The organism is Micromonospora radicis, assembly GCF_003583405.1.
GTDB classification, from domain to species: Bacteria; Actinomycetota; Actinomycetes; order Mycobacteriales; family Micromonosporaceae; genus Micromonospora; species Micromonospora radicis.
Genome location: NZ_QXEC01000013.1, coordinates 133,087 through 156,931, shown reverse-complemented (window position 1 = coordinate 156,931; position 23,845 = coordinate 133,087). Strand labels below are relative to the sequence as shown.

26 protein-coding genes and 1 pseudogene are annotated in these 23,845 nt (G+C 73.2%); 5 read left to right on the top strand and 22 right to left on the bottom strand.

The window, feature by feature from the left end; genetic code table 11:
- A pseudogene (locus D2L64_RS15665) lies at positions 1–420 on the top strand (hypothetical protein); the annotation flags it as partial.
- A 179-nt stretch (positions 421–599) separates the two neighbouring features.
- On the opposite strand, the gene D2L64_RS15660 reads toward D2L64_RS15665, so the two are convergent.
- On the bottom strand, positions 600–1,025 hold the full coding sequence (locus D2L64_RS15660; RefSeq protein WP_233558972.1) for a protein-tyrosine phosphatase family protein: 426 nt from the start codon (positions 1,023–1,025) through the stop codon (positions 600–602).
- A 4-nt stretch (positions 1,026–1,029) separates the two neighbouring features.
- Positions 1,030–1,836, bottom strand: coding sequence for a DedA family protein (locus D2L64_RS15655; protein WP_119577211.1), 807 nt, complete (start codon positions 1,834–1,836; stop codon positions 1,030–1,032).
- Between the two features lie 92 nt (positions 1,837–1,928).
- Between D2L64_RS15655 and D2L64_RS15650 the strand changes: the two genes are divergently transcribed.
- Complete coding sequence (locus D2L64_RS15650) at positions 1,929–2,621, top strand: carbon-nitrogen hydrolase family protein (protein WP_119577209.1); 693 nt, start codon at positions 1,929–1,931, stop codon at positions 2,619–2,621.
- 6 nt (positions 2,622–2,627) lie between these two features.
- Here the strand turns inward: D2L64_RS15650 and D2L64_RS15645 are convergent, their stop codons facing one another.
- The 3 genes from D2L64_RS15645 to D2L64_RS15635 all read right to left on the bottom strand — a co-directional run bounded on the left by D2L64_RS15645 (position 2,628) and on the right by D2L64_RS15635 (position 5,515).
- Positions 2,628–4,181 (bottom strand): serine/threonine-protein kinase, encoded by a 1,554-nt coding sequence (locus D2L64_RS15645; RefSeq protein WP_119577207.1) that lies wholly within the window; start codon positions 4,179–4,181, stop codon positions 2,628–2,630.
- A 73-nt stretch (positions 4,182–4,254) separates the two neighbouring features.
- The gene (locus tag D2L64_RS15640) at positions 4,255–5,088 is read right to left on the bottom strand and encodes a helix-turn-helix domain-containing protein (RefSeq protein WP_407663111.1); all 834 of its coding nucleotides are present in this window, start codon (positions 5,086–5,088) and stop codon (positions 4,255–4,257) included.
- 184 nt (positions 5,089–5,272) lie between these two features.
- A complete protein-coding gene (locus tag D2L64_RS15635) occupies positions 5,273–5,515 on the bottom strand; it encodes a DUF397 domain-containing protein (protein ID WP_119577169.1) in 243 nt (80 codons plus the stop codon).
- A 255-nt stretch (positions 5,516–5,770) separates the two neighbouring features.
- Here D2L64_RS15635 and D2L64_RS15630 point away from each other — a divergent pair, with 255 nt between their 5' ends.
- Positions 5,771–6,418, top strand: coding sequence for a GGDEF domain-containing protein (locus tag D2L64_RS15630; protein ID WP_119577167.1), 648 nt, complete (start codon positions 5,771–5,773; stop codon positions 6,416–6,418).
- Positions 6,419–6,534: 116 nt separating this feature from the next.
- Here D2L64_RS15630 and D2L64_RS15625 read toward each other — a convergent pair whose 3' ends face one another.
- The 12 genes from D2L64_RS15625 to D2L64_RS15570 all read right to left on the bottom strand — a co-directional run bounded on the left by D2L64_RS15625 (position 6,535) and on the right by D2L64_RS15570 (position 16,381).
- A complete protein-coding gene (locus D2L64_RS15625) occupies positions 6,535–7,014 on the bottom strand; it encodes a type II toxin-antitoxin system PemK/MazF family toxin (protein ID WP_119577165.1) in 480 nt (159 codons plus the stop codon).
- Positions 7,015–7,134: 120 nt separating this feature from the next.
- Entirely contained in the window at positions 7,135–7,503 is a 369-nt protein-coding gene (locus D2L64_RS15620; protein ID WP_119577163.1) for a DUF2267 domain-containing protein, read from the bottom strand.
- A 96-nt stretch (positions 7,504–7,599) separates the two neighbouring features.
- Entirely contained in the window at positions 7,600–8,133 is a 534-nt protein-coding gene (locus tag D2L64_RS15615) for a hypothetical protein (protein ID WP_233558971.1), read from the bottom strand.
- Positions 8,130–8,873, bottom strand: coding sequence for a response regulator transcription factor (locus D2L64_RS15610; protein ID WP_119577203.1), 744 nt, complete (start codon positions 8,871–8,873; stop codon positions 8,130–8,132). Before D2L64_RS15610 ends, D2L64_RS15615 begins: the two co-directional genes overlap by 4 nt.
- A 158-nt stretch (positions 8,874–9,031) precedes the next feature.
- Complete coding sequence (gene pstB / locus D2L64_RS15605; RefSeq protein WP_119577161.1) at positions 9,032–9,895, bottom strand: phosphate ABC transporter ATP-binding protein PstB; 864 nt, start codon at positions 9,893–9,895, stop codon at positions 9,032–9,034.
- 1 nt (position 9,896) lies between these two features.
- On the bottom strand, positions 9,897–10,811 hold the full coding sequence (pstA, locus tag D2L64_RS15600) for a phosphate ABC transporter permease PstA (RefSeq protein WP_119577159.1): 915 nt from the start codon (positions 10,809–10,811) through the stop codon (positions 9,897–9,899).
- Positions 10,808–11,800: a phosphate ABC transporter permease subunit PstC gene (gene pstC, locus D2L64_RS15595; protein ID WP_233558970.1), complete on the bottom strand. Its 993-nt coding sequence runs from the start codon at positions 11,798–11,800 to the stop codon at positions 10,808–10,810. The genes pstA and pstC overlap by 4 nt, the downstream gene beginning before the upstream one ends.
- Before the next feature lie 85 nt (positions 11,801–11,885).
- Positions 11,886–12,962: a phosphate ABC transporter substrate-binding protein PstS gene (gene pstS / locus D2L64_RS15590; protein WP_119577155.1), complete on the bottom strand. Its 1,077-nt coding sequence runs from the start codon at positions 12,960–12,962 to the stop codon at positions 11,886–11,888.
- Between the two features lie 271 nt (positions 12,963–13,233).
- On the bottom strand, positions 13,234–13,878 hold the full coding sequence (locus D2L64_RS15585) for a phosphate signaling complex PhoU family protein (protein WP_119577153.1): 645 nt from the start codon (positions 13,876–13,878) through the stop codon (positions 13,234–13,236).
- Between the two features lie 170 nt (positions 13,879–14,048).
- Positions 14,049–15,416 carry an MGH1-like glycoside hydrolase domain-containing protein gene (locus D2L64_RS15580; RefSeq protein WP_233558969.1) on the bottom strand — a complete coding sequence of 456 codons (1,368 nt, stop codon included), beginning with the start codon at positions 15,414–15,416 and terminating at the stop codon, positions 14,049–14,051.
- Between the two features lie 89 nt (positions 15,417–15,505).
- Positions 15,506–16,108 (bottom strand): histidine phosphatase family protein, encoded by a 603-nt coding sequence (locus D2L64_RS15575; protein WP_119577151.1) that lies wholly within the window; start codon positions 16,106–16,108, stop codon positions 15,506–15,508.
- 9 nt (positions 16,109–16,117) lie between these two features.
- The gene (locus D2L64_RS15570) at positions 16,118–16,381 is read right to left on the bottom strand and encodes a hypothetical protein (protein ID WP_233558968.1); all 264 of its coding nucleotides are present in this window, start codon (positions 16,379–16,381) and stop codon (positions 16,118–16,120) included.
- Positions 16,382–16,661: 280 nt separating this feature from the next.
- Between D2L64_RS15570 and D2L64_RS15565 the strand changes: the two genes are divergently transcribed.
- Complete coding sequence (locus tag D2L64_RS15565) at positions 16,662–17,273, top strand: methyltransferase domain-containing protein (RefSeq protein ID WP_119577199.1); 612 nt, start codon at positions 16,662–16,664, stop codon at positions 17,271–17,273.
- Between the two features lie 23 nt (positions 17,274–17,296).
- Positions 17,297–17,920, top strand: a complete 624-nt coding sequence (locus D2L64_RS15560; RefSeq protein ID WP_119577149.1) for a class I SAM-dependent methyltransferase — start codon at positions 17,297–17,299, stop codon at positions 17,918–17,920.
- Between the two features lie 53 nt (positions 17,921–17,973).
- On the opposite strand, the gene D2L64_RS15555 is transcribed toward D2L64_RS15560, so the two are convergent.
- From D2L64_RS15555 to D2L64_RS15535, 5 genes are read right to left on the bottom strand one after another with little or no spacing between them, the layout of a single operon-like run.
- Entirely contained in the window at positions 17,974–18,828 is an 855-nt protein-coding gene (locus D2L64_RS15555) for an HpcH/HpaI aldolase/citrate lyase family protein (RefSeq protein ID WP_119577147.1), read from the bottom strand.
- A gap of 7 nt (positions 18,829–18,835) precedes the next feature.
- Positions 18,836–20,299, bottom strand: a complete 1,464-nt coding sequence (locus tag D2L64_RS15550) for a dihydroorotase (RefSeq protein ID WP_119577145.1) — start codon at positions 20,297–20,299, stop codon at positions 18,836–18,838.
- A gap of 20 nt (positions 20,300–20,319) precedes the next feature.
- A complete protein-coding gene (locus D2L64_RS15545) occupies positions 20,320–21,783 on the bottom strand; it encodes an MmgE/PrpD family protein (protein ID WP_119577143.1) in 1,464 nt (487 codons plus the stop codon).
- Complete coding sequence (locus D2L64_RS15540) at positions 21,776–22,612, bottom strand: cyclase family protein (protein WP_119577141.1); 837 nt, start codon at positions 22,610–22,612, stop codon at positions 21,776–21,778. The genes D2L64_RS15545 and D2L64_RS15540 overlap by 8 nt, the downstream gene beginning before the upstream one ends.
- Before the next feature lie 31 nt (positions 22,613–22,643).
- Entirely contained in the window at positions 22,644–23,843 is a 1,200-nt protein-coding gene (locus tag D2L64_RS15535) for a CaiB/BaiF CoA transferase family protein (protein ID WP_119577197.1), read from the bottom strand.
- Positions 23,844–23,845: the final 2 nt, after the last annotated feature.

The window sequence follows — 23,845 nt, the reverse complement described above, 5'->3', positions numbered from 1 at the left end:
ACGGGCAACGGCAACGCGGGCAACGGGAACGCGGGCAACGGGAACGCGGGCAACGGGAACGCGGGCAACGGGAACGCGGGCAACGGGAACGCGGGTAACAACGGTGGGGCCGGCGTCGCGCAGAAGGTGAGCTGCCCGAGCGTGGCCGACCGGCTGCCCGCGGTGCCCAACCAGGCCGCCGCCGAGGTGCAGCGTGAACTGGCCAACCTGGACCGGCAGATCGCCGAGGCCGACGCCCGCCTCGCGCAGCTGGCGGTCCGGCCCGAGGGTGGCGCGAACTTCGTCCGCAACGCCATCGTCGGCCCGCTGGAGGACAAGCGGGTGGCCGCCATCAACCGGATCGCCACCGCGATCGGCCGGGTCGACGGCAACCGCCCCGCCGAGCTGGTCAACCTGGCCCGGCCCTGCGTGGCGCGCTGACCCGGCACGGGTCGACGGCGCGCGGTGGGTGGTGGGCCTCGGCCCCGCCCGCCGCGCGCCCGCTCGTACGGATGCCCGACCCTGCCCGCCGGGGCGAGCAGCGGCACGGCAGCGGCGGCCGAGCGGCGCCGTCTCCGGCGGCCGAGCGGCTCGGTCCCGCCCGTGGCGTTGCGCGTGGCTCAGCGCAGCCGGCGTAGCCAGCGGCGCTGCCAGGGCGTCTCCACCGCGCCCGGCCGGTAGACGGCCCGGACCCAGCCCACCGCCTGCTCGGCGGGCAGCCCGTCGAGGATGGCCAGGGCCGCCAGGGCGGTGCCGGTACGACCGGTCCCGCCCCGACAGGCGACCTCGACCCGTTCGCCCGCGTACCCGCGGCGCAGCGCCTCGCCCAGGGCGTCGAGGGCGTCGGCCCGGTCCGTCGGCACCCAGAAGTCGGGCCACCGCACCCGCCGGTACGCCCACGAGGGGGTGGGCCCGGGTGCCAGCAGCAGGCCGAAGTCGGCCGGCGAGACCACGTCAGCGATCCGCCGGCCACGTACCCGCACCCCGCCGGGCAGTTCGACCACCCCGACCTCGTCGGCCCACTGCGGCCCGTCGCTGGTCACCACGGCATCAGCCCTCTCCCGGTCCCCGGTCGCGCTGGTCGTCGGCCCAGGCGCTGCGGTAGATGGTGCCACGGCCCTGCGGGTCCGGTACGCCGGTCGGCGCGGCGTCGGTCAGCCCGGCCCCGGAGTCGTTGGCCCGCAGCCCGCCGGCCCGGCGGGACCGGCGCAGCCGGGTGACCACGAACCAGCCCAGCCCGAGCACACAGCCGACGATGACCAGGTTCTGCAGGATGCCGGCGTACCCCTCGACCAGGTGCCAGTTGTCGCCGAGCAGGTAGCCGGCCAGCACGAAGACGGTGTTCCAGATCAGGCTGCCCAGCGTGGTGTAGACGGCGAAGGTCAGCAGTGGCATCCGTTCCACCCCGGCCGGGATGGAGATCATGCTCCGGAAGATCGGGATCATCCGGCCGAAGAAGACGGCCTTCACCCCGTGCCGCAGAAACCACTCCTCGGTCCGGTCGATGTCGCTCAGCTTCACCAGCGGCAGCTTGGCCGCGATCGCCCGGGTCCGCTCCCGCCCGAGCGCGGCGCCGATCCAGTACAGCGCCAGCGCGCCGACCACCGACCCGAGCGTGGTCCAGAAGATCGCCCCGACCAGGCTCATCCGGCCCTGGGCCGCGACGAACCCGGCCAGCGGCAGGATCACCTCGCTCGGGATCGGTGGGAAGAGGTTCTCCAGCGCCACGGCCAGCCCGGCCCCGGGGGCACCGAGTCGCTCCATCAGGTCGGTGACGAAGCCGACCAGTCCGTCCTCGGGCGGCGCGGACTGGCCGACGACCTCAGCACCGGACAGGGTGTGTGGGGCTCGAATCATGCCCACACGCTACGAACCGAACCTGGGACGCGTTACGCCGGTATCGACTTTCCGGAGGCCGGACTCGTAGGCTCCGCAGGGTGCAGGAGTCGATCCGTGGTCCCCTCGACATCGCCGTCGCCCAGCCGGCCTGCCGCGCGTACGACGTCGCCGCGAACGCGGCCGCGCACGCGGCGCTGGTCGGCGCGGCCGCGGCCCGGGTGGTGGTCTTTCCGGAACTCTCCCTGACCGGCTACGAGCTGGACGCCGCGCCGGTCGACCCGGGCGATCCGCGGCTGGCACCGCTCGTGGACGCCTGCGCGGCGACCGGAACCCTGGCCCTGGTCGGTGCGCCGGTGGTCGGCGAGCACATCGCCACCCTCGCGGTGGACGGCACCGGTGTCCGGGTGGTGTACCGCAAGGTGTGGCTCGGTGCGGTCGAGGCCCGCCGGTTCACGCCGGGCCCGGAGCCGGTCGTGTTGACCGTCGACGGCTGGCGGCTCGGCCTGGCCATCTGCAAGGACACCTCGGTCGCGGAGCACGCGGCGGCCACCTGTGCCCTCGGCGTCGACGGATACCTGGCCTCCGTGGCGGAACTGGCGAGCGATCGGTCGATGGTGGACGAGCGGGCGTCGCGGATCGCCACCACACACCGGATCTTCGTCGCGGTGGCCAGCTTCGCCAGCCCGACCGGCGGCGGCTTCGCCGAGCCGGCGGGCCGCTCGGGGATCTGGGCGCCGGACGGCTCGGTGCTGGCCCGCGCCGGTACCGAGCCCGGTGAGTACGTCCGCGCCACGCTCACCTGAGGACGGTCAGTCGTCCTCGGGCAGGTTGGCCTCCAGGCGGTCGAGCAGGTCGTCCATCCGGGCGGCGAACTCGGCCGGGATCCGCCCGTGCTCGGCCTCGTCCTCGATCCGCTCGCGTAGGTCGTCGATCCGCTTCTCGCGGTCCTTCGGCTTGCCCGCGACGAGCTTGGCGAGGTCCTTGCGCAGCCGGTCGGCGGCCTTGCGGTCGACGTCGTCGGTGAGCTGCGCCTCGGTGAGCGTCGCGATGAACTCGGTGGCGAGCCCGCGCAGGTCCACCGGTTCGGTCGACGGCGTCGACGGGGTGAGGGCGGGCCGGGTCGGGGACGGTGCGACCGAGGTGGTCGGCGGGGTGGCACCGGCGGCGGCCGTGGCCGACTCGTCGCCGCGGTTGCCGAGCCAGAGAAGCCCGCCCAGCACCACGAACAGGGCCAGGGCGGCCGCGACCAGTGCGTTGGCCGGTGCCGGTCCCGGGCGGCGGGGCCGACCGGGCCGCCGCCCGGGGGGTCCGTCGGCGCGCGCCCGGCCGGCGGACGGCCGGGGACTCGTGGACCGGGAACCGGCCCTCGGCGCGGCGGTGCCGGGCCAGGTGCCGGTGCGGTCGACGAGCGTCGGCGGATGCGTGCCCGGCCCGGCCGGCTCGTCGTCGGCGGTGACGGTGGAGCTGGACCGGGTCGCGGTGGTGGCGATGATCGGCAGCACCGTGGTGGACGGGCCGGCCACCCCGCTGACGGCGTCGCGGAACCGGGCGGCCAGTTGCCCGGCGGTGGGCCGTCGGCTCGGGTCGGGGTCGAGGCAGGCCAGCACCAGGTCGGCGGCGTCGGCGGGCAGCCCCGACAGCCTCAGGGGCGCCACCGGACGACGGTTGGCGTGCGCCACCAACGCGTCCTCCCAGCTCTGCACGGGCAGCGGGAGGTCACCGGTGAGGGTGCGGTACAGCAGCACGCCGAGGGCGTACACGTCGCTGGCCGGGTTGGGCGCCTCGGCCCGCAACCGCTCCGGTGCGGTGTACGCCGGGGTACCCATGATGGGTTCGGCGGCCGGTCCGGCCTGGGCGGCGGGCAGCGGCCCGGCGAGGGCGGCGATGCCGAAGTCCAGTACCTTGGCGCCGGTCTCGGTGAGCATGACGTTGCCGGGCTTGACGTCGCGGTGCACCACCCCGATCTGGTGCGCGGCGGCCAGCGCCGCGGCGACCTGCGCGCCCATCCGCAGCGCCGCCGGCCAGGGCAGCGGCCCGTCGGCCAGTCGATCGGCGAGGTTGCGCCCGTCGACCAGTTCCATCACCAGGTACGGCACGATCCCACCGGGGAGCCTGGCCTCGCCGTAGTCGTACACCTGGGTGACGTGTGGATGGGTGAGTCGGGCCGCGGCGCGGGCCTCGCGCCGGATGGTGGCCCGCAGTTCCGGGTCGACGGCGAGCGTCCGGGCGAGCACCTTGACCGCGACGGGTCGGCCCAGGATCTCGTCGTCGGCCCGCCACACCTCGGACATGCCTCCGAGGCCGATGCGGTCGTGCAGTACGTAGCGGTCGTGCAACCGGAGGTTGGGGGTCAGCGGCGACATCGTCGCCCAGTCTGCCTGGTCCGCCCGCCGGCGCACCACCCACCCTCACGCTCGGTGCGCGTACCCGGTGGGATCACTCGGCGTCGAGGTCGGCGATCATCCGTTCGAGGATCTCGGGCGTACGCTCCGGCGGCTCGGCCTCGACGCAGAGCCGCTCCATGGCCACCGCGTAGAACTCGAGGTCCTCCCGCTTGTCGAGGTAGAGCGCGCTGGTCAACTGCTCGATGTAGACGATGTCGGGCAGATCCTGGTCACCGAAGCGCAGGATGGTGAAGGCACCACCGGCGGCGGCGTGCCCACCGGCGGCGAACGGGATGACCTGCAGCCGGACGTTCGGGGTTCGGGTCGCCTCGATCAGCGCCTGAAGCTGGCCGCGCATCACCTGCGGCCCGCCGATCGGACGCCGGAGCGCCGCCTCGTCGACCACCGCCCACAACCGGGGTGGACGCGGTCGGCGCAACAGGTCCTGGCGCCGCATCCGCAGATCCACCCGGCGGTCGATCTCACTCGGCCCGGCCTGACCGTGACCGAGCAGCACCACCGCGCGGGCGTACTCGCGGGTCTGTAGCAGCCCCGGCACGAACTGGACCTCGTAGCTGCGGATGAGCGCCGCGGCGGCCTCCAGGCCCAGGTAGGACTGGAACCACGAGGGCAGCACGTCGCCGTACCGGTGCCACCAGCCCGGATTGTTGGCGTCGCGGGCCAGCTTGAGCAGCGCGGCACGCTCCTGCTCGACCGTGACGCCGTAGAGGGTGAGCAGGTCGGCGACGTCGCGTTCCTTGAAGCCGACCCGGCCCAGTTCCATCCGGCTGATCTTCGACTCGGAGGAGCGGATCTCCCAGCCGGCGTTCTCGCGGGTCACGCCACGCGACTCCCGCAGCCGCCGCAGTTGCGCACCCAGCAGCATCCGCAGCACGGTCGGGCCCGCCGCCGGGCCCTCCTCGGCGGAAACCATGGTCACCTGCCGTCCTCCGCATGCCGTCCGCGGTCGCGCCGCTGGACCGGCCCGACCGACGTGTAAGCATGCCATGAACCATGAGTGAGGTGAACCTCCGTCCCGGCGCGGCTAATCCCGTCAATGGGATGCGAGGTCAGCCGATCAGGTGATCGAAGTCGCCGTCACGGGCGCCGAGCACGAACGCCGCGATCTCGTCGACGGTGTAGATCAGCGCCGGCCCCTCCGGGTGCCGGGAGTTTCGCATCGCGATCCCCGCTCCCCCGGGCAACTCCGCCAGTTCGACGCAGTTTCCACTGGGATTGCTGCGCCGGCTCTTCTGCCAGGCGAGGGGCGGTAACTGGTGGACGGGGACACCGTTTGGCGGCTGCTGCGGCATGGGTGTGTTCTCTCCGATTGGCGCCGGCGCCGTGGGAGGAGCGGTAGCGGCACGAGGGGACGGTGTGGACATCGGGCGATATGCACGTGCATCTGCTATTGCATCTGCATTGGACAGCGAGCATGATAGCGCATGTACGCGGTGCCCATCCGCTCACGATCTGTTACGCAAACCTGGCCGCCAACAGGGGAAACGAGGTGTCTGCGACCCCGTCGGCCGGTGCTGGGCACGCGTCACGGCGAAGGGAGAGGGTTGGTGCCGGATCCGCTGACCGTCGCGTCCGGCATCTGCGCCGTGGGAGCGCTGCTCTCCTCCTGGCAGCTGGGACGCCGGGCCGTCCGCGCCGAGGCCGAGATCGGCCGGCTACAGGCCGAGCTGACCGCCGAACGGCACGCCGCCAGCCACGACCCGCTGACCGGGCTGCCCAACCGCCGCGCCTTCTACCGGCTCGCCGCGACCCTGTTGACCGACGGCGCCGGCCGTCCACTGGTCGCGGTCGTGCTGGACCTCGACGACTTCAAGCAGATCAACGACCGGTACGGCCACGCGGCCGGCGACCACGTGCTGATCAGCGTCGCCGAGCGGCTCGCCGCCTTCGCCGGTGACAACCTGGTGGCCCGGCTCGGCGGCGACGAGTTCGCCGGGCTGCTGGTCACCCCGACCGTCGACCACCGGTGGATCGAGCACGCCACCCGCCGGTTGTGCGACATGCTCGCCGCGCCGATCCCGCTGGGTACCGCCACGCTCCGGGTGACCGCCTCGGTCGGGCTGGCACCGGTGCACGGCACCGGGCTGACCGAGGCGCTCGACCGCGCCGACGCGGCGATGTACCAGGCCAAGGGCATCGGGGCGGCCCGGTCCCGGCGCGTGCTGCGGGACACCGCGCACCTCGCCGAGTGCTGACGGCCCGGCCGCGGGCGTTGGCGTCGGCGACATCCGGCGCGCGGAGCAGTCGGCGCCCGGGGCGACTCAGGACGGCCGTAGCGCACGTCGCACAAGGGCGGCCGAGTCGGCGCGGTTCAGTGCCAGCCGTAGCCGGCGCGCAGCGCCTGGCAGACCCGGTCGAAGCGGGGCCGGTCCAGCACCGCACCCTCGCGTCGGATACCGTCCTCGCGCATGGTCAGCACCCGGTCCAGCCGTACCCAGCTGGGTCGCTTGTCCCGGTCCCACTCGCCCGGCCCGAGCGCCAGCCAGTGCCGCTCGCCGTCGCGGTCACGGCTGGAGAGCATCAGCCCGAACAGCGTCCGGCTGTGCCGTCCCACCACCAGCACCGGCCGGTCCTTGCCCTGGCGGGGATCGTCCTCGTAGGACACCCAGGTCCAGACGATCTCCCCCGGGTCGGCCTGCCCGTCGGGCTCCGGGGCGTACGACAGCTCCCGGCGTTGCAGGGCGGTGACCTGGCGCGGCCGCGCGACCTTGGCCGGACTCGGCCCGGAACGGCGGGGCGTCGGGATCACCGCGCCGACGCGGGCCGCCACACTCCTCAACAGACCTGCCACGGCGGGCAGCCTATCGGTACTCGCCGGACGGCCCACCGGCAGGGCGGCCCCGGTTGGCAGCCCGGCGCGGGCGGCAGCGGTGCGGCGGCAGCGAGGTCCAGGGCGGCCGGGGCTGGCGCGCTACGGGTGCCCGTCGTCCGGACCCAAGATCGGACCGGCAGCGCCGGGTAGCCGGGCGACCAGCTCCCGGAACTCGTCGACGGTGACCGCCTCGCGCAACGTCGCGAAGACCGCCGCGGCGCCGACACCCGCCGTCTGCTCGTCCACCCCGGCCCGCTCGCCGACCCGGCGCAGGAACTCCTCGGGTGCGATCGGGGACGCCGGTCCGCCGCTCAACTCCTGCGGCAGGTAGCCGGTCGGGTCGCTGGACGCGCCGCCGGTCATCCGCTCCGCCACGGTGCCCAGCACCGCGCGGGCCACCACCGCGGACAGTTCGGGCGACAGGCCGGAGCGACGCGACACCGCGTCGACGAACAGGGGAAACCGCACGGCACCCTCCCGTCGTGAGCGCTGCGCTGGTTACCCCGGCCCACCGGCGGTAAACGACCGCTCCCCCGACACCCGCTCGGTGCCGGCCGGACCCACCTACGGCGACCGGTTCCCGGCCGACCGGGACGGGCGGGCCTCCCGCCAGCGGGCCGCCCGCTCGGCGTCCAGCCGGTAGGCGAGTTCCCGGGGCGCCTCCGACCGGCCGGCCACCCGCTCGAACGGGAGGCCCCGCCCGGCGTAGTCATGGTGCGCCTTCAGCAACCGGGTGAGCCCCGCCATCGCCCCGATGATCTTCTGTCGTGGCCGTCCGGTGACCTGGCTCAGCTCGCGCACGGTGAACTGCCGGCCCGGCTCGGCCGCGAGCGCGTCGAGCACGACGGCCACCGTACGGTGGGTGGCGCTGCGGCCCTGGCCCAGCCGGCGCAACTCGTCGACGGTCCAGTCCGTCACCCGGCGCTCCGGCGCCGGACGGTGTCGCGGCACCGGTGGGATCCGCTGCCGGGCGTCGAGGTCGGCCAGCAGGCGGGCCACCTGCGGCACGTATGCCAGCGGCACCGCCACCAGCACCATCCCCTCCGGGGCGGTCCCGGTCGTGGTGATTCCGGACGGCGGGCCGGGCTCGCTGTTCACGAGGCTGAGGGAGTCGCCGTGGCGGGTACGAACCGGTAGCCCAGCCCGCGTACGGTCACGATCATCGGAGCCTGGTCGCCGTCCAGCGCGAGCCGGCGGCGCAGCCGCTTGATGTGCACGGTCAGGGTGTTGGACGTGTCGTCGGCGACGGCACCCCAGACGGCGGCGAGCAGTTGCTCGCGGGTGACGGTGCGCTCGGCGTGGCTCATGAAGTAGTAGAGCAGCCGGAACTCCTTCAACGGCAGCGCCACCATCTGGCCGTGCTGGCTCACCTCGAACGTCGCCGGGTCCACCCGCAGCCCGCCGAGTTCGATCGGCGGGTCGAGGGCGCCGGCGGTCTCCGGGCGGATCGCCCGCAGGATCGGCAGCACCTCCTCGGCCCGGTACGGGCGCCGGACGCCGGCCGTGGCGCCTGCCTTGAGCGCCGCCACCGCGACCCCGCCGTCGTCGTCACCCACCCCGACCACGGTCGGGATGCCGGCCCGGCGGGCGAGCAGCCGGACCAGTTCGGTGCTGCTCATGGTGGTCAGCCCGGCGGCGACGATCGCGGCGTCCGGTTGCAGGGCGCCCGCGTCCAGCAGGGCCTCGGCGGCGTGCGGATAGTGGTGTCCGCGTACCCGGTGGTCGGCCAGTTGCGCGACCAGCGCGGCACCGACGCCCTCGTCGTCGTCCACCACGAGCAGCACGAAACGCCCGTCGGATCGGTGGTCACTCCTGGTGACCTCGACGAGATTGTTCATCGCACCCCGACTCCGGTTCAGGTTCAGGCCCGGCACGACGTTCGGCTCGTCGGGTCGGACGGTCCACCGCACTGCTGGACAGAAGAGGCGGCCCCGGTGGCCGCGTCCCGGTGCCGCCGGGCACCGCCGCGACCCACCATCGACCGCCGCCCACGGCCTCAGCCGAAGCGACCGGTGATGTAGTCCTCCGTACGCTTGTCGGCGGGATTGGTGAAGAGCTTGCCGGTCTGGCTGAACTCGACCAGCCGGCCGTGGCGCACCTGCTTGTCGTCCACCTCGGCGGTGAAGAAGGCGGTGTAGTGGCTGACCCGGGCCGCCTGCTGCATGTTGTGCGTGACGATCACGATCGTGTAGTCGTTCGTCAGCTCGAACATCAGGTCTTCGATCTTCGCGGTGGCGATCGGGTCGAGCGCCGAACAGGGCTCGTCCATCAGGATGACCTCGGGCTTGACCGCGATGGTCCGGGCGATGCACAGCCGCTGCTGCTGACCACCGGACAGGGCCAGGGCGCTCTTGCGGAGCTTGTCCTTGACCTCGTCCCAGAGCGCGGCCTGGGTCAGCGCCGCCTCCACGTGGTCGTCGAGCCGGCCCTTGATGCCGTTGATCCGCAGCCCGTACGCCACGTTGTCGTAGATGGACTTCGGGAACGGGTTGGGCTTCTGGAACACCATGCCGATGCGGCGGCGGACCTGGATCGGGTCGACGTCCCTGGCGTACAGGTCCTGGCCGTGGTACAGGACGTCGCCGCTGACCCGGGCACCGGGGATCGGGTCGTTCATCCGGTTGAGTGCCCGCAGCACCGTGGACTTGCCGCAGCCGGACGGCCCGATCATCGCGGTGACCTGGTTCTGCTGGATCGGCATGCTGGTGCCGCGGACCGCCTCGTAGCTGCCGTAGTAGACACTGACGTCGCGCAGCTGCATCACCGGCGCGGTGGTGGTCTCGGCGCCGGCGGCGGTGCTGCCGGGGGCGTGCACCGCGACGGACGGGCGGGTGGTCAGGTCGGTGTCGTTGCTGGCCATGTCAGCGCTCCTTGATGGCGAACCGGCTCGAGATGAAACGGGCGATGATCGTGAAGCCGAGCACGATCACGATGAGCGTCAGGGCCGCGCCCCAGGCCCGGTCCTGGGCGGCGGGGAACGAGGTGCTGGCGTTACGGAAGATCTGCGCCGGCAGCGCCGTGTTGGAGCCGTCGAAGAGGTTCCAGTTGGGCGAGAAGGCGATGCCGGTGACGATGATGATCGGGGCGGTCTCGCCGGCCGCCCGGGCCACGGCCAGCAGCGAACCGCTGGTGATGCCCGAGATCGCCGCCGGCAGCACCACGGTGAGGGTGGTCTTCCACTTGCGGGCGCCGAGCGCCATGCTCGCCTGCCGCAGTTCCTCGGGGACCAGCCGGAGCATCTCCTCGCTGCTGCGGATGACCACCGGCAGCATCAGGCAGGCCAGGGCCAGCGCCCCGGCGAAGCCGGTGAACTGACCGACGAGCCGCACCCAGGCGATGTAGATGAACAGGCCCATCACGATCGACGGCACGCCGGTCATCACGTCGGCCATCAGCCGGATCAGGCGGGCCAGCGGGCGCTGCTTGCCGTACTCGTTGAGGTAGATGGCGCCGAAGACGCCGAGCGGGATGGCCATCAGCGCGGCGGCACCGGTGATCAGCAGCGTGCCGATGATCGCCGGTGCCATGCCGCCGCCGACCCGGCGGTAGGAGTTCGGGATGTCCTCGGTCAGGAAGCTCGGGCTCATCACCCCGGCGCCCTTGGAGACGACCGTGTACGTCACCAGGGCCAGCGGGACGACGGCGAGCAGCACGGCCCCCCAGATGGCGGCCGTGGCGAGACGGTTGGTGAACCGGCGGCGCCCGGACAGGGCGGCCCGGGTCAGGTCGGGCCGGTCGGCGGTCGGGCGGGTGGCGGGTGCCGCGGTGACGGTCACGCGACGCTTCCCTTCATCCGGGCCTCGGCCCGACGGACCACCGTCTGGGCGAGCACGTTGATCAGCACGGTCATCGCGAACAGCACGACGCCGAGGCCGATCAGGGCCGCGGTGAAGGTGCCGGTGGACTCACCGAACTGCTGCACGATGACGGCGGCCATCGAGTTGCCGGGGGCGAACAGGTTGGCGGTGATGTTGGTGGAGCCGCCGATGACCAGGGCCACCGCGATGGTCTCCCCCATCGCCCGACCGAGGCCGAGCATCACCGCGCCGACCACGCCGCCGAAGCTGTGCGGGAACACGGCGCCGCGGATCATCTCCCAGCGGGTGGCGCCGAGCGCGAGCGCGGCGTCCTTGTCGGCCCGTGGGACGGTGCTGAACACCTCGCGGGTGATCGACGTGATGATCGGCGTGACCATGATCGCCAGGATCAGGCCCGCGGTCATGTAGTTGCGCCCGCTGACCACCGGGCCGAACAGGTTGCCGAGCACCGGAACGCCACCGAGGACGTCGTGGCACCACTGGTAGACCGGCACCAGGGCGGGGGCGACGACCAGGATGCCCCAGAGGCCGAAGACCACCGATGGTACGGCGGCGAGCAGGTCGATCACGGTCACCGCCGGGGCGCGCAGCCGGCGCGGCGCCAGCTCGGTGAGGAACAACGCGATACCGATCGAGATCGGCACGGCGAACAGCAGGGCGATCAACGACGAGATGGCGGTGCCGTAGGCGAACGACAGCGCGCCGAAGACGGCGTCACCGGTCGCCGGGTTCGGATCCCAGGTGCGCTCGGTGAGGAAGCGCAGGCCCATCGCGTCGAGCGCGGGCCAGGCCTCCCGGACGGTGGTGATGAGGATCAGTCCGAGGACCGCCAGCACCAGCAGCCCGGTGCCGAGCGTCCACCAGGAGAAGACGCGGTCGCCCACGGCGCTGCTGCCGCGCCGGGTCAGCGTCGAGGGGGAGGCGGGGGACTTGTTCGTCAAGGTCATCTTCACTCCAGCTCAGGTACTCCGCTAGGGACGGGATCGTGTGATCCCGTCCCCAGCTGGACCGCCCTAGCGATCTCGATCCTGATCAGCCCTGGATCTTGTCGACCTGGGCCAGCGCCTTCTCCTTGAGGGAGGCGGGCAGCGGCGCGAAGTCGATCTCCTTGGCCAACTCCTGGCCGTCGTTGAGCAGGTACTTGAGGAAGCCCTTGACCAGTTCGGCCTTGGCGGCGTCGCCGTACGAGGTCTTCACGATGATGAAGGTCGGCGCGGTGATCGGGTACGCGGTGGCACCGGCGGCGTTGAGCGGGTTGTAGCTCAGGTCGGCGGCGATCTCGGCACCCTCCAGGCCGGCGGTCGTACCGTCGAGCGTCGGCTCGACGAACTGGCCGTCCTTGTTCTTGATGGCGGCGAACTTCAGGCCGGTGGCCTTGGCGTCGCTCAGGTCGACGTAGCCCACGGCGCCGTTGGTCTGCTGCACGATCTGCGCGACACCGGTGTTCTTCTCGCCGCCCTGGGTGCTGGCCGGCCAGTTGACCGTGTCACCGCTGCCGAGCTTCCAGGTGCCGGCCGCGGCCGCGTCCAGGTACTTGGTGAAGTTGTTGGTGGTGCCGGAGCCGTCCGAGCGGTGCGCGACGACGACCGGGGTACTGGGCAGTTCGACGCCCGGGTTGTCGGCCTTGATCGCCGCGTCGTCCCAGGTCTTGATGTCGGCCTGGAAGATCTTGGCGAGCGTCTCCGGGCTGAGCTGAAGCTTGTCGACGCCCTGCAGGTTGAACGAGACCGTGATCGGCGCGGCCACCGTCGGTACGTAGAGGAACGAACCGGCGGTCACCCCGTCGGTGTCCTTGACCAGGCTGTCGGTGCCGGCGAAGTCGACCAGGCCCTCACCGAACTGCTTCTTTCCGGTGCCCGACCCGGTCGCGTTGTAGGTGACCGTCACGTTGGCGGCCGCGCCCTTGAACTCCTCGATGACCTCTTGGTAGTACGCGTCGGGGAAGCTGGCGCCGGACGCCTTCAACTCGCCGGACAGGTTCGCGTAAGCGCTGTCGCCGCCGCTGCCGCCCGGCTCCGTGCTGTTGTCGTTGCTTGCACAGCCGGTAAGCGCGAGCGCGGCAAGCGCGACGCCGGCGAGGACGCGCCGCGAGAGCACGTTGCGGTTCACCAGGTAAGCCTCTCTATCGGGGTGCATCAGCCCGTCCGGGCCGTACGCGAGTCAAGTTAGGAGGCCCAGGTAGCCGGCCCCCCGGAACCAGGTGAACGAAACATGAACTTGGCGGCTCCGGTGGTGGCCGACCGGCGACGGGATGTGACGTTCTCCGGCCGAGCGCACCGGATGCCCGGAATGCGCCACCCGTCGCGGCGCGTACCGCCCCGCTCCCGGCGCAGTCCAGCCGGCCCTCGGCGCGGCGGCACGGGTCACCCAGCCGGTCGCGTCAGAGCCGGATGGTCCCGGTCACCAGGTACACCACCTGGCGGGCGACGTTGACGGCCTGGTCGGCGTACCGCTCGTAGTAGCGGCCGACCAGGGCCAGGTCGATCGCCGACTCCACCCCGTACGGCCAGCCGGCGACGAGCATCGCCAGGAGGCGTTCCTGGGCGGCGTCGACCTCGTCGTCGTCCAGCCCGAGTTGCATCGCGTCGAGCTGGTCGCGGGTGGCCAGCACCAGCGCGGTCTTGTCGGCGATCCGCGCCGCCGCGTCGGCCATCTCGGTGAGCACGGGTACCGCCGGCTGCGGGACGACCCCCACCGGGTACCGCATCAGGACCACCTTCGCGATGTGTCCGGCAAGGTCGCCCATCCGCCCCAGGGCGCCGGCGATCCGCAGCGCGCACACCACCAGGCGCAGGTCGGAGGCGACCGGCTGGTGCCGGACGAGCAGCTCGGGGATCATCGCCTCCGCCTCGGCCCGCCGCCGGTCCAGCACCGCGTCGCCGGCCAGCACCGCCTCGGCCGCGCCCCGGTCGACGTCGAGCAGGGCGGCGCTGGCACCCCGGATCGCCGCACCGGCGTCTCGGCTCATCGTCGCCAGCATGCCGGTGAGTCGGTCGAGCTGCTCGTCGTAGCTGTCCCGACTCATCACCCCTCCGTCCATCCGGGTCGTTGCGGCGCCGTCGCGCCGCGCGGGGCCGCCCCTGGCCAGCAACCTACCTGCCGGGCGCATCCCGCCCGTGGTCCGCGACACTGCTCGGTCAAGGTGTCAGCCGGGGGCCCCGGCTGTGCACCGGGCGTTAACCAAGGTGCCCTTGCTCAGTCCTCGGCGAGGATGTCCAGCAGGAGGGCGGCGGTCCAACTGAACGCCGGGGAGCCGAGGCCGGCGCCGGTGTCCGGATGGAAGTACTCGTGGCATCCGGCGACGGCGGCCAGTTGCACCATCGACGCACCCAGTCCGGCGGCCAGCGCGGCGTGCCCGTGCCCGAGCAGCCCCTGCCGGACCAGCCAGTTGATGTTCATCCAGCTGGGGCCGCGCCAGTAGCGCTGCGGCTCGAAGTCGACGGCGGTGCGGTCGTGACTGGGCAGCGGTCGGGGCATCGCCGTGGCCAGCCCGAACCGGGCCGAGCGGGCCTCGACGAGAACCGCCTCGACCTGCCGCGCCGGCAGGTCGGGCAGGATCAGCGGCGTCAGCCCGAGCACCGTGCGGGCCGCGGTCAGCCGACCGGTACGAAGGTCACGCGGGTGGAAGGTACCGGTCGTCGGGTCGTACAGGCGGTCCACCACGGCCGCGGTGATCCGGGCCGCGCGCTCCCGGTGCGGCCCCGGATCGGCGCCGATCTCACCGGCGATGCCGGCCAGGGCGTGTTCCGCGGCGCCCAGCGCCGCGTTGAACAACGGGCACTCCACCAGGAACGGATGCCGGTGCGCCAGGTCGCCGTCGCGGTAGCCGGCCGCGCGGTAGGCGGTGACGATCGCGACGTACCGCGCGTAGTCCAGGTCCGTGGGCCGGTGCGCGGCGGCGGCGTGCACGATGTCGCGGCGCCGGTACGCCCGCAGCACCGCCGCCTCGGCCGGCACGGCGGCCATCGGATCGTCCCAGGCCGGGCTGTTGTCCAGTCCGGACTCCCACGGATGCACGATGCTGACCAGCCCGGCGCCGCCCACGTCACGGTGGCTGGCCAGGTAGTGCTGTTGGGCCACCAGTCGGGGGTAGAGCCGGGCCAGCGCGGCACGCGCCTGATCGGACGGTGCCCGGCGGTAGGCGTGCCAGGCGGCCAGGGCGTGCACCGGCGGCTGGACCAGCCCGGAGGTGGCCGTCGGCGGCGCCGCGTCGACCGATCCGGTGGCCCAGAAACCCGGCCCGGGGAAGTAGGCGGCGTCGGAGACGGCGGGGTTGAAGACGATGTGCGGCACCCGCCCGTCGCGCCACTGGGCGTCGAACAGGCTGGTCAGCTCCGACCAGACGCGCTCAGGACGGGCGTGGGCCCAGCCGATCGCGATGAACGCCGAGTCCCAACTCCACTGGTGCGGGTAGAGGGTGCGGGAGGGCACCGTGTGGTCGTGCTCCCAGTTGCCGTCGAGCGTGGCCCGGGCCAGCGCGACGAGCGCGGCGCGGTCCCGCGGTGCGGACTCGACGGTCGGGTTCTCCCCCGGCCCGACCGACGGAACAACCTGTTTCACCATGTGTCACATCCCGGTAGCGCTGGGCTCCAGGATAGGACCCGGCCGGTCCGGCCCTCGCCGCGCCCGCCCCACCGCCCGGCTGATGCTGGTCAGGGCCGTACGGCGGTCGGGAAGCCGGTCCAGCGCAGCTCACCGGGGAGGTGGCTCAGGTCGTTGAACATCATCAGGTGGGGTGCCCGGCCGGTGCGGTACTCGAGCACCGTGAGTCCGGTGTTGGCGCTGCCCAGGCTGAGCCACCGGACCGGTGGGCAGGCCAGCGCGTCCCGGACCAGCCAGGCGATCTGGAAGGCGTGCGTGACCAGCACCTCGTACGTGTCGGCCTGCCCCGCCTCGGGTGCCTCGGTGAACCGCGCCAGCAACGCCTCGGCGAGGCGGCGGCCCGCCGCGGCCTCGGCCGGGTCGAACCCGGTGAAGAAGTCGACCCAGGCCGGGGGTGTCTCGGCCGGGCCGGGTACGTAGGGCACGTGGTCGACGAGTTCGGCGGCCTCGGCGACGGGCACGCCGGGCAGGTGCCGGGCCAGGGTGCGGGCGCTCGCCGCGGCGCGCGGCAGCGGCGAGTGCCAGACGGTGTCGATCGGCAGCCCGGCGAGCCGCCGGCCGAGCAGGTCCGCCTGTCGGTAGCCGGCTTCCCGGAGTTCGCCGAACTCGTCGGCGGCACCGTGCCGTACCAGGTAGAGGTGTCGAGTGGCCACCCAGGGAACCTACCGACTCTCCGGTCGCCCGCCACGGGCCAGGCCGAGCGTGGCCAGTAGGTCCTCGTGCAGTTCCATCCACACGGCGTGGCAGGAGGCGACACCGACGCCGGCCACCCACTGCCGCTGCCCGGCCCGGGCGCGGTCCAGGGCCGCCGCGAACCGCTCGGCGTACCCGCCGAACCGGGTCAGCGCCGCGGTCAGCGGCACCAGTTCGCCGGCCAGGTCACCGAGTTCGGCCAGCACCCGGGCGCCGGTCTGCGCCAGCTCCACGGCCAGGCTGCTGGCGTTCTCCTGGCGGCCCCTGGGTCTGCCCGTCGTACTGGGGTCCGGGAGGCGATGGCGGCGCCGCCGGACGGCGTGCCGGTCGAGGTCGACGGCGACGCCGGTCGGGTCGCACCGGTACCGGTCCGGTTGCCGTCTCCCGGTGACGTCGATCACGGGATAGGCTAGGAACCGGCGCATATCGGTCGAAGGCGTTCGATCGACCGCGCCGTCCATGCGTACGGGGGCGCCGCGGGTCGAGTGGCACGACGAGGCGAAGGAGCCCCGGATGAGGCAGGCGCGACAGGGTCCCACCGGCACCGAGGGCGAGGACTACACCCAACGGTTGCAGCAGCTCGGTGGCGCGCGGTGGAAGCGGATCCTGGACGTGCAGGCGCCGTACCGGTGGCATCTGCGGCGGCTGCGACTGGGGCGCGCCCTCGACGTGGGTTCCGGTCTCGGCCGCAACCTGGTCAACCTCGGCGAGGGGGCGGTCGGGGTGGACCACAACCCGACCTCGGTGGCGCACAGCCGGGCGTTGGGCCTTCGGGCGTACACCACGCAGGAGTTCCTCGCCTCCGAGTACGCCCGCCCGGACGCCTTCGACTCGCTGCTCGCCGCGCACCTGCTGGAACACATGCCGGCCGAACAGGCCCGCGAGGTGGTCGCCGGGTATCTGCCCTTCGTCCGCTCCGGCGGCCGGGCGGTCTTCATCACCCCGCAGGAACGCGGCTACCGCAGCGACGCGTCCCACGTGCGGTTCGTCGGCTTCGCCGAGGCGGCGCAGGACTGCCGGGCACTCGGCCTGACCGTGCTGCGTCAGTACTCGTTCCCGTTCCCGCGCGTCACCGGCCGGGTGTTCACCTACAACGAGTTCGTGACGGTGGCCCGGCTGCCCTGAACGTCGCTGGCTACGGTGGTCCGATGAGTGAGCACCGCACCGCCGCCGGCAACCCGACCCGCTGGGCCACCGACACCGGTCCCGACCACTCCCAGTGGTACGTCGACCGGTTCCGGCAGTTGGCGGCCGAGGGCGCCGACCTGGCCGGGGAGGCACGACTGCTCGACACGCTGGTGCCGCCGCGCTCGCGGATCCTGGACGCCGGCTGCGGTACCGGCCGGGTCGGCGCCGAGCTGGCCGCCCGGGGCCACACGGTGGTCGGGGTCGACGCCGACCCGGTGCTGATCGAGGCGGCCCGTGCCGACCACCCTGGGCCCCGCTGGCTGGTCGCCGACCTGGCGGAGTTGGACCTGGCGGCGGCCGGCCACCCGGAACCCTTCGACGCGGCCGTGCTGGCCGGCAACGTGATGGCCTTCGTCGCCGCCGGTACCGAGCGCGCGGTGTTGGGCCGGGTGGCCGCCCAGCTGCGACCCGACGGCGTGGTCGCGGTCGGCTTCGGCACCGAGCGGGGTTACCCGCTGGTCGACTTCGACGCCGACGCGGCCGGTGCCGGGCTGCTGTTGGAGCACCGCTTCGCCACCTGGGACCTGCGCCCGTGGCGCGCCGACGCCGACTTCGCCGTGAGCATCCTGCGCCGGCCCGCCTGACCGCCACGGCCGGCGGCGTGCGCGGGGCCGTGGGCTGCCTCGACCCCGGCGGGCTATCGCTGCCCGTCGGCTCGGCTGAGCACCTCCGCCGCGCCCCGGACCACCGCCCGGTCGAGCAGCCGACCGTCGTCGTCCACGGCCACCCCCGAGCCGTCCCGCTCGGCCCGGGCCATCGCGTCGAGCACCCGGCGGGCGGTCGCCACCTCCCCGGCGTCGGGTGTGAACACGGCGTTGATGGTGGCGAGTTGGCCGGGGTGCACGGCGGTGCGGGCCCGGAAACCCTGCCGCAGCAGGGCACGGCTGGTCCGGTCCAGCCGGTCGAGGTCACGCAGGGTGGTCTCGACCGGACCCACGGGTGGGATGATCCGGGCGGCCGCCGAGGCCACCACGACCTGCGAGCGGATCGCGGCGAACTCGGTGCGGTCGGCGTCCGGTTGCAGGCCGAGTTCGCCGGCCAGATCGGCCTCGCCGATGCCCAGCCGCAGCACCCGGGGCGCGGCGGCGAGCTGCGCGCAGCTCAGCACGCCCCGGGCCGTCTCGACCAGCGGCACCACCCGCAACGTCCGCTCCGGCAGGCCGAGTCGGGCCTCCGTGGCCAGCAGCGCCCGGTCGACCTCGTGCAGCAGCTCCGGTTCGGCCTTCGGTACCCAGACTCCGGCGGTCGACGCGTCGAGGACCGTCAGGTCCCGCTCGAACTGGTCGCTGTTGACGCGTACCCAGTGGGTCGCCCCGGCCGGCGCGGCGCGCAGGTATCCGGCGACCGTGTCCCGGGCCTGCTGCTTGGCCGGTAGGGCGACCGCGTCCTCCAGGTCGAGCACGAGGGCGTCGGCGCCCCGCCCGGCCGCCTTGCCGAGCAGCTCGTCGCGGTCACCGGGGACGTACAGGTAGCTGCGGGCGACGTGGGACACCGCTGGCCTACCGGCCGGCCCGGGGCACGTACCGGCCCTGCGGTTCGCCGGTCACCTTGCCGTCGACCAGCACGTGCTCGCCCCGGACGAAGGTGTCGGTGACCCGGGCGGTCAGCTCGAACCCCTCGAACGGCGTGTACTCCTGGGTCGACTCGGAGTCCTGCGCGCGTACCGTCCAGGTGTGGTCCGGGTCGACCAGGCAGACGTCGGCGTCGTAGCCCTCGGCGATGGCGCCCTTGCTGGCCAGGCCGAACCGCCGGGCCGGGTTCCAGGAGGTGAGCGCGGCGGCGGCGGAGAGCGGCAGACCGCGACGGCGGCCCTCGGTGAGCAGCCCGGGCAGCAGGTACTCGGCGCCGCCGAAGCCGGACTTGGCGAGGAACACGTCGTCGCGCGGGTTGCCGAACTTCAGCTCGTCGCGGCAGCAGGCGTGGTCGCTGACGACCCAGTCCACCCGGCCCTGGAGCAGGTGCCCCCAGAGCGCCTCGACGTCCTCGCGCGGGCGCAGCGGCGGGTTGACCTTGCCGCCGAGGCCGTGCGCGGTGGTGATGTCGGCGAGCAGGTGCCCGATGGTGACCTCGCGGCGGAAGTCGATGTGCGGGAACGCCTGCGCCATCCGCAGCGCCGCGTCCAGGGCCTTGGCCGAGGAGAGGTGCAGCAGGTTGATGGTGGGCAGGCCGGTCTCGTGGGCCAGGTAGGAGGCGATCGAGACGGCGAGGCCCTCGGAGTGCGGCGGCCGGGAGGCGTGGTACGCCTCCAGCCCGCTGAGCTTGCCCTCCTGCTCCACCTTCCGGGTGTAGGCGCTCATGATCTCGGCGGTCTCGCAGTGCAGGGACAGCGAGATCTCCGAGGCGAGTTCGGGGAAGCGTTCCCGGGCCGCCTGCACCCCGCGCATCACGAACTCGAAGTGCGCGTAGTCGTACCGCTGGCCCTCCGGGATCATCAGGAACGAGTTCTGGTCGGCGGAGCGGCCGTGCAGGCCGTGACTGCCGTAGAACATGAAGATCTTGAACGAGGTGACGCCGAACCGGTCCACCAGCTCGGGGATCTCGTCGATGTGCTCGCTCATCATCGGCGCCAGGTGGAAGCCGTAGTCGATGTAGGAGCGGCCGGCGCTGGCGGCCAGCACGTCGGGGAAGAAGTCGGCGTACCGCCCGCCCCGGTTGAGGTAGTACTGGCCGGTCCGCATGTAGGTCAGCGCGGTGGTCACCCCGCCCTGGGCGCTGGCCCGGCTCTCCGAGCCGGTGTCCTCGCTCAGCGGGTTGTAGATGCCCCAGTGCTGGTGGGCGTCGACCACACCGGGGAAGGCGAGCCGGCCGCCGCCGTCGACGACGGTGCTGGCCAGTGTCGGGTCGATACCGGGCGCCACCCGCACGATCCGGCCGTCGGCGACGGCGATGTCGGCCGGCTCGGCGTCGGGCCGGTCGTGCCGGACCACGCGGACGTTGCGCAGCAACAGGTCGAAGGAACTCATCGTCACACTCCTCGAAGCGGTCAGGCGCGGGCCGGTGCCGGCGTACCGGCGGTGGTGGGGGTGGTGGGGGTGGTGGTCACGACGGCGAGCAGGTCGGTCAACCGGCGCACGTCGGCGGCCCGGTCCAGCCGGCCGATCTCCTGCTCGACCTGGCCGGCGATGTCGGGCGCGAGCCGTCCGGCGACGTTGTGGTGGAACTTGCGGGCCAGTTCGGCGGTGGAGAGCGGACGCTGTGGCCCGCCCCGGTTGGCCAGCACCTCCTCGGTCCAGGTCCGGCCGTCGCGGGTGCGTACCCGCAGCACCGCCGGGAACTGGTACGGGAAGATCGCGTCGCACCGTTCGTCGGGTACTACCTGCACCCGCGCCATCAACGCCCGCCGGTCCGGGTCGACGGCGAGGGCGTCGGTGAAGTCGTCCGGGCCGACGCCCAGGACGCCGCCCCCGTAGAGTCCGGCGACCACCGCGTACGGGCCGCTGAACTGTGCCTCGTAACCGGTGCGGGGCGCCTGCTTGCGTTCGATCGGCGCGCCGATGGTGCGGATCACCGGGGTCGGTACGCCCAGGGTGATCGTGTCGATCTCGTCGACGGCCAGTCCCCGTTCCCGCAGCGCGATGGCGGCGTCGATCGCCGCGTGGGTGAAGTGGTTCGCCGGGTACGGCTTGAAGAAGATGCCCGGCACCGCCCACTTCGTGCCGAGCCCGTCGACGACCTCCGCCGGGTCGAACTCGCCGCGCAGGAACGCCTGGAAGAAGCCGAAGCGGCCCTCCAGCACCGTCGGCGGGCCGGTGATGCCGTGCCGGGCCAGCGCGGCGGCGCTCACCGCGGCGTGCGCGGCCCAGCCGCAGTGGATCCGCTTCACCGTGCCGCCGGTGCGGTTGGCCTCGATCAGGCCGGCGGCCATCGACGCCGCCACGCCGAGCGAGTCCAGGGCCTGCCCGGCGTCCAGCCCGAACAGCCGGGCGGCGGCGACCGCGCCGCCGAGGGTGCCGCAGATGGAGGTGGCGTGCTGGCCGTGCTCGAAGAAGACCGAGTTGCCGGCGGCGCGGTCGTAGCCGGCCATGCCGAGCCGGACACAGACCTCGATACCGACGGCGATGGCGGCGACGGTCTCCCGACCGCTGGCCCCGGTGGCCTCGGCGGCGGCCAGCGCGGCCGGTACCACCGAGGCGCTGGGGTGCAGCACCGACGGCAGGTGGGTGTCGTCGTAGTCGAGCGAGTGGGCCAGCACGCCGTTGGCGAAGGCGGCCAGCGCGGCCGGTACCGGTTCGGCCAGTCCGATCGCCCGGGCCTGTCCCCGGCCGCCCTGCTCGCGTACGTAGGCCAGGGCGGCCCGGCTGGTCGGCAGCGGGTACGCGGCCACGCAGAGCCCGACCACGTCCAGCACCCGCTGGCGGACGCTGTCGACCACCTCGGGCGGCAGGTCGGCGGCGGGGGTGTCCACGGCGAAGGCGGCCAGCTGCTGCCCGAGGGTCCGCTCAGCCACGGCCGACCACCGCCAGGGGCCGCACCGGCGAGCCGGTGGCGCCGTACAACGGCAACGGGGTCATCACGAAGGTGAACTCGTGCACGGCGTCGCGGGCGATCTCCTCCAGGGCCATCGTCTCGATCAGGTAGATGCCGTGCTCGACCAGCAGCACCCGGTGCGCGGGCAGGCTGGTGTGGCCCTGTCCCGGTCGCAGGCACTCGAAGGCGATGGTGTCGGCGCCCGCGGCGTGCACCTGCCGCGCGGCGAGCCACCGCGCCCCGGCCTCGCCGACACCCGGCACCCCGGAGTCGTGTCCGACGTAGACCCGCCGGTCCTCGTGGTCGAAGTGCCGACCCCAGCCGCTGCGGATCAGCACCACGTCGCCCGGCTCCACCGGGGTGCCCTGGCGGGTCGCCGCGGTGGCCAGGTCGTCCGGGGTGATCTCGTACCCGGCCGGGCAGGGTTCGCCGAGCACCGCCGGGATGTCGAGCAGCACCCCGCGGCGCAGCATCGGTGCCACGGTGTGCACCCCGAGTTCGGTGAACCGGCCGCCGGTCTGCGCCTGGGCCGCGTCGGCCCCGCCGTGCAGCCGACCGTCCTGGGAGACGTGGGCGAGGGCGTCCACGTGCGTACCGACGTGGGTGCCCATGACCAGCAGGTCGTTCGCGGCCGAACCGCCGTCGGCGCGGACCATGTCGCCGTGCCGGCGGGGCATGCTGAGCCAGTACGCCGGGTGGTTCGGTGACTGCGGCATGCCGATGGTGAGCAGCCGGCCGAGGTCGTAGATCTGCGCGCCGCCGCGTACGGCGTCGAGCAGGCGATCGGCGGGCCTTGCGGTGATGGTCACGGTTCCTCGCGTTTCAGCAGGGTCGGCGACGTCAGGAGACGATGTCGCGGGCTCGGAGGTCGGCGATCTCGGCCGGGTCGCAGCCGAGTTCGTCGATCAGCAGGGAGTCGGTGTCGGCGCCACGGGCGCGCCCGGTGAAGCGGATCCGGCCGGGGGTGGCCGACATCCGCCACATCACGTTGTGCATCCGCATCGGTCCGAGATCGGGGTCGTCGACCACGGCGAGCATGCCGGTCTCCCGGACGTGCGGATCCTCGACGATGTCCCGGGCGTCGTAGACCGGGGCGACGGCGGCGCCCGCCTCGGTGAACGCCCGGCTCACCTCGTCGCGGGTCCGCTGGCCGATCCAGTCGCCGACGTACGAGTCGAGTTCGTCGGCGTGCGCGGCCCGGCCCACACCGGTGCGGAACCACGGCTCGTCGATCACCTCGGGGTGGCCGACCAGCCGCAGTACCCGTTCGGCGATCGCCTGGGCGCTGGTCGACACCGCCACCCAGGCGCCGTCGCTGGTGCGGTAGGTGTTGCGGGGGGCGTTGTGGGTGGACCGGTTGCCGTGTCGCTGTTCGACGACGCCCAACTGGTCGTAGACGGTGGGACCGGGACCGACCGCCGCCATGATCGGTTCCAGCAGGCTGAGGTCGACGACCTGGCCGGTGCCGCCGGTGCGTTCCCGGTGCCAGAGCGCCATCAGCACCGCCGACGAGGCGGCGATGCCGCAGATGCTGTCGGCCAGTCCGAACGCGGGCAGGGTGGGTGGCCCGTCGGCGGTGCCGGTGAGGTGGGCGAACCCGCTCATCGCCTCGGCCAGGGTGCCGAAGCCGGCCCGGCCGGCGTACGGGCCGGTCTGGCCGAAGCCGGTGATCCGGGCGATGACCAGGCCGGGGTTGACCCGGTGCAGGTCCGCCGGGCCGATGCCCCAGCGCTCCAGGGTGCCCGGCCGGAAGTTCTCCACCAGCACGTCGGCGTGTTCGGCCAGCCGCAGCAGCAGCGCGGCGCCCTCCGGGGTGGACAGGCTCAGCCCGACGGTGCGCTTGTTGCGGGAGATCTCCTTCCACCACAGCGGGTGCCCGTCCTTGGCCTTGCCGTGTCCGCGCATGCTGTCGCCGGCGGTCGGGTGCTCGATCTTGATCACGTCGGCGCCGAAGTCGCCGAGGATCTGGCAGCACAGCGGCCCGGCCAGGATCGTCGAGACGTCCAGGACCCGTACGCCGGTGAGCGGTCCGTCGGTCACCG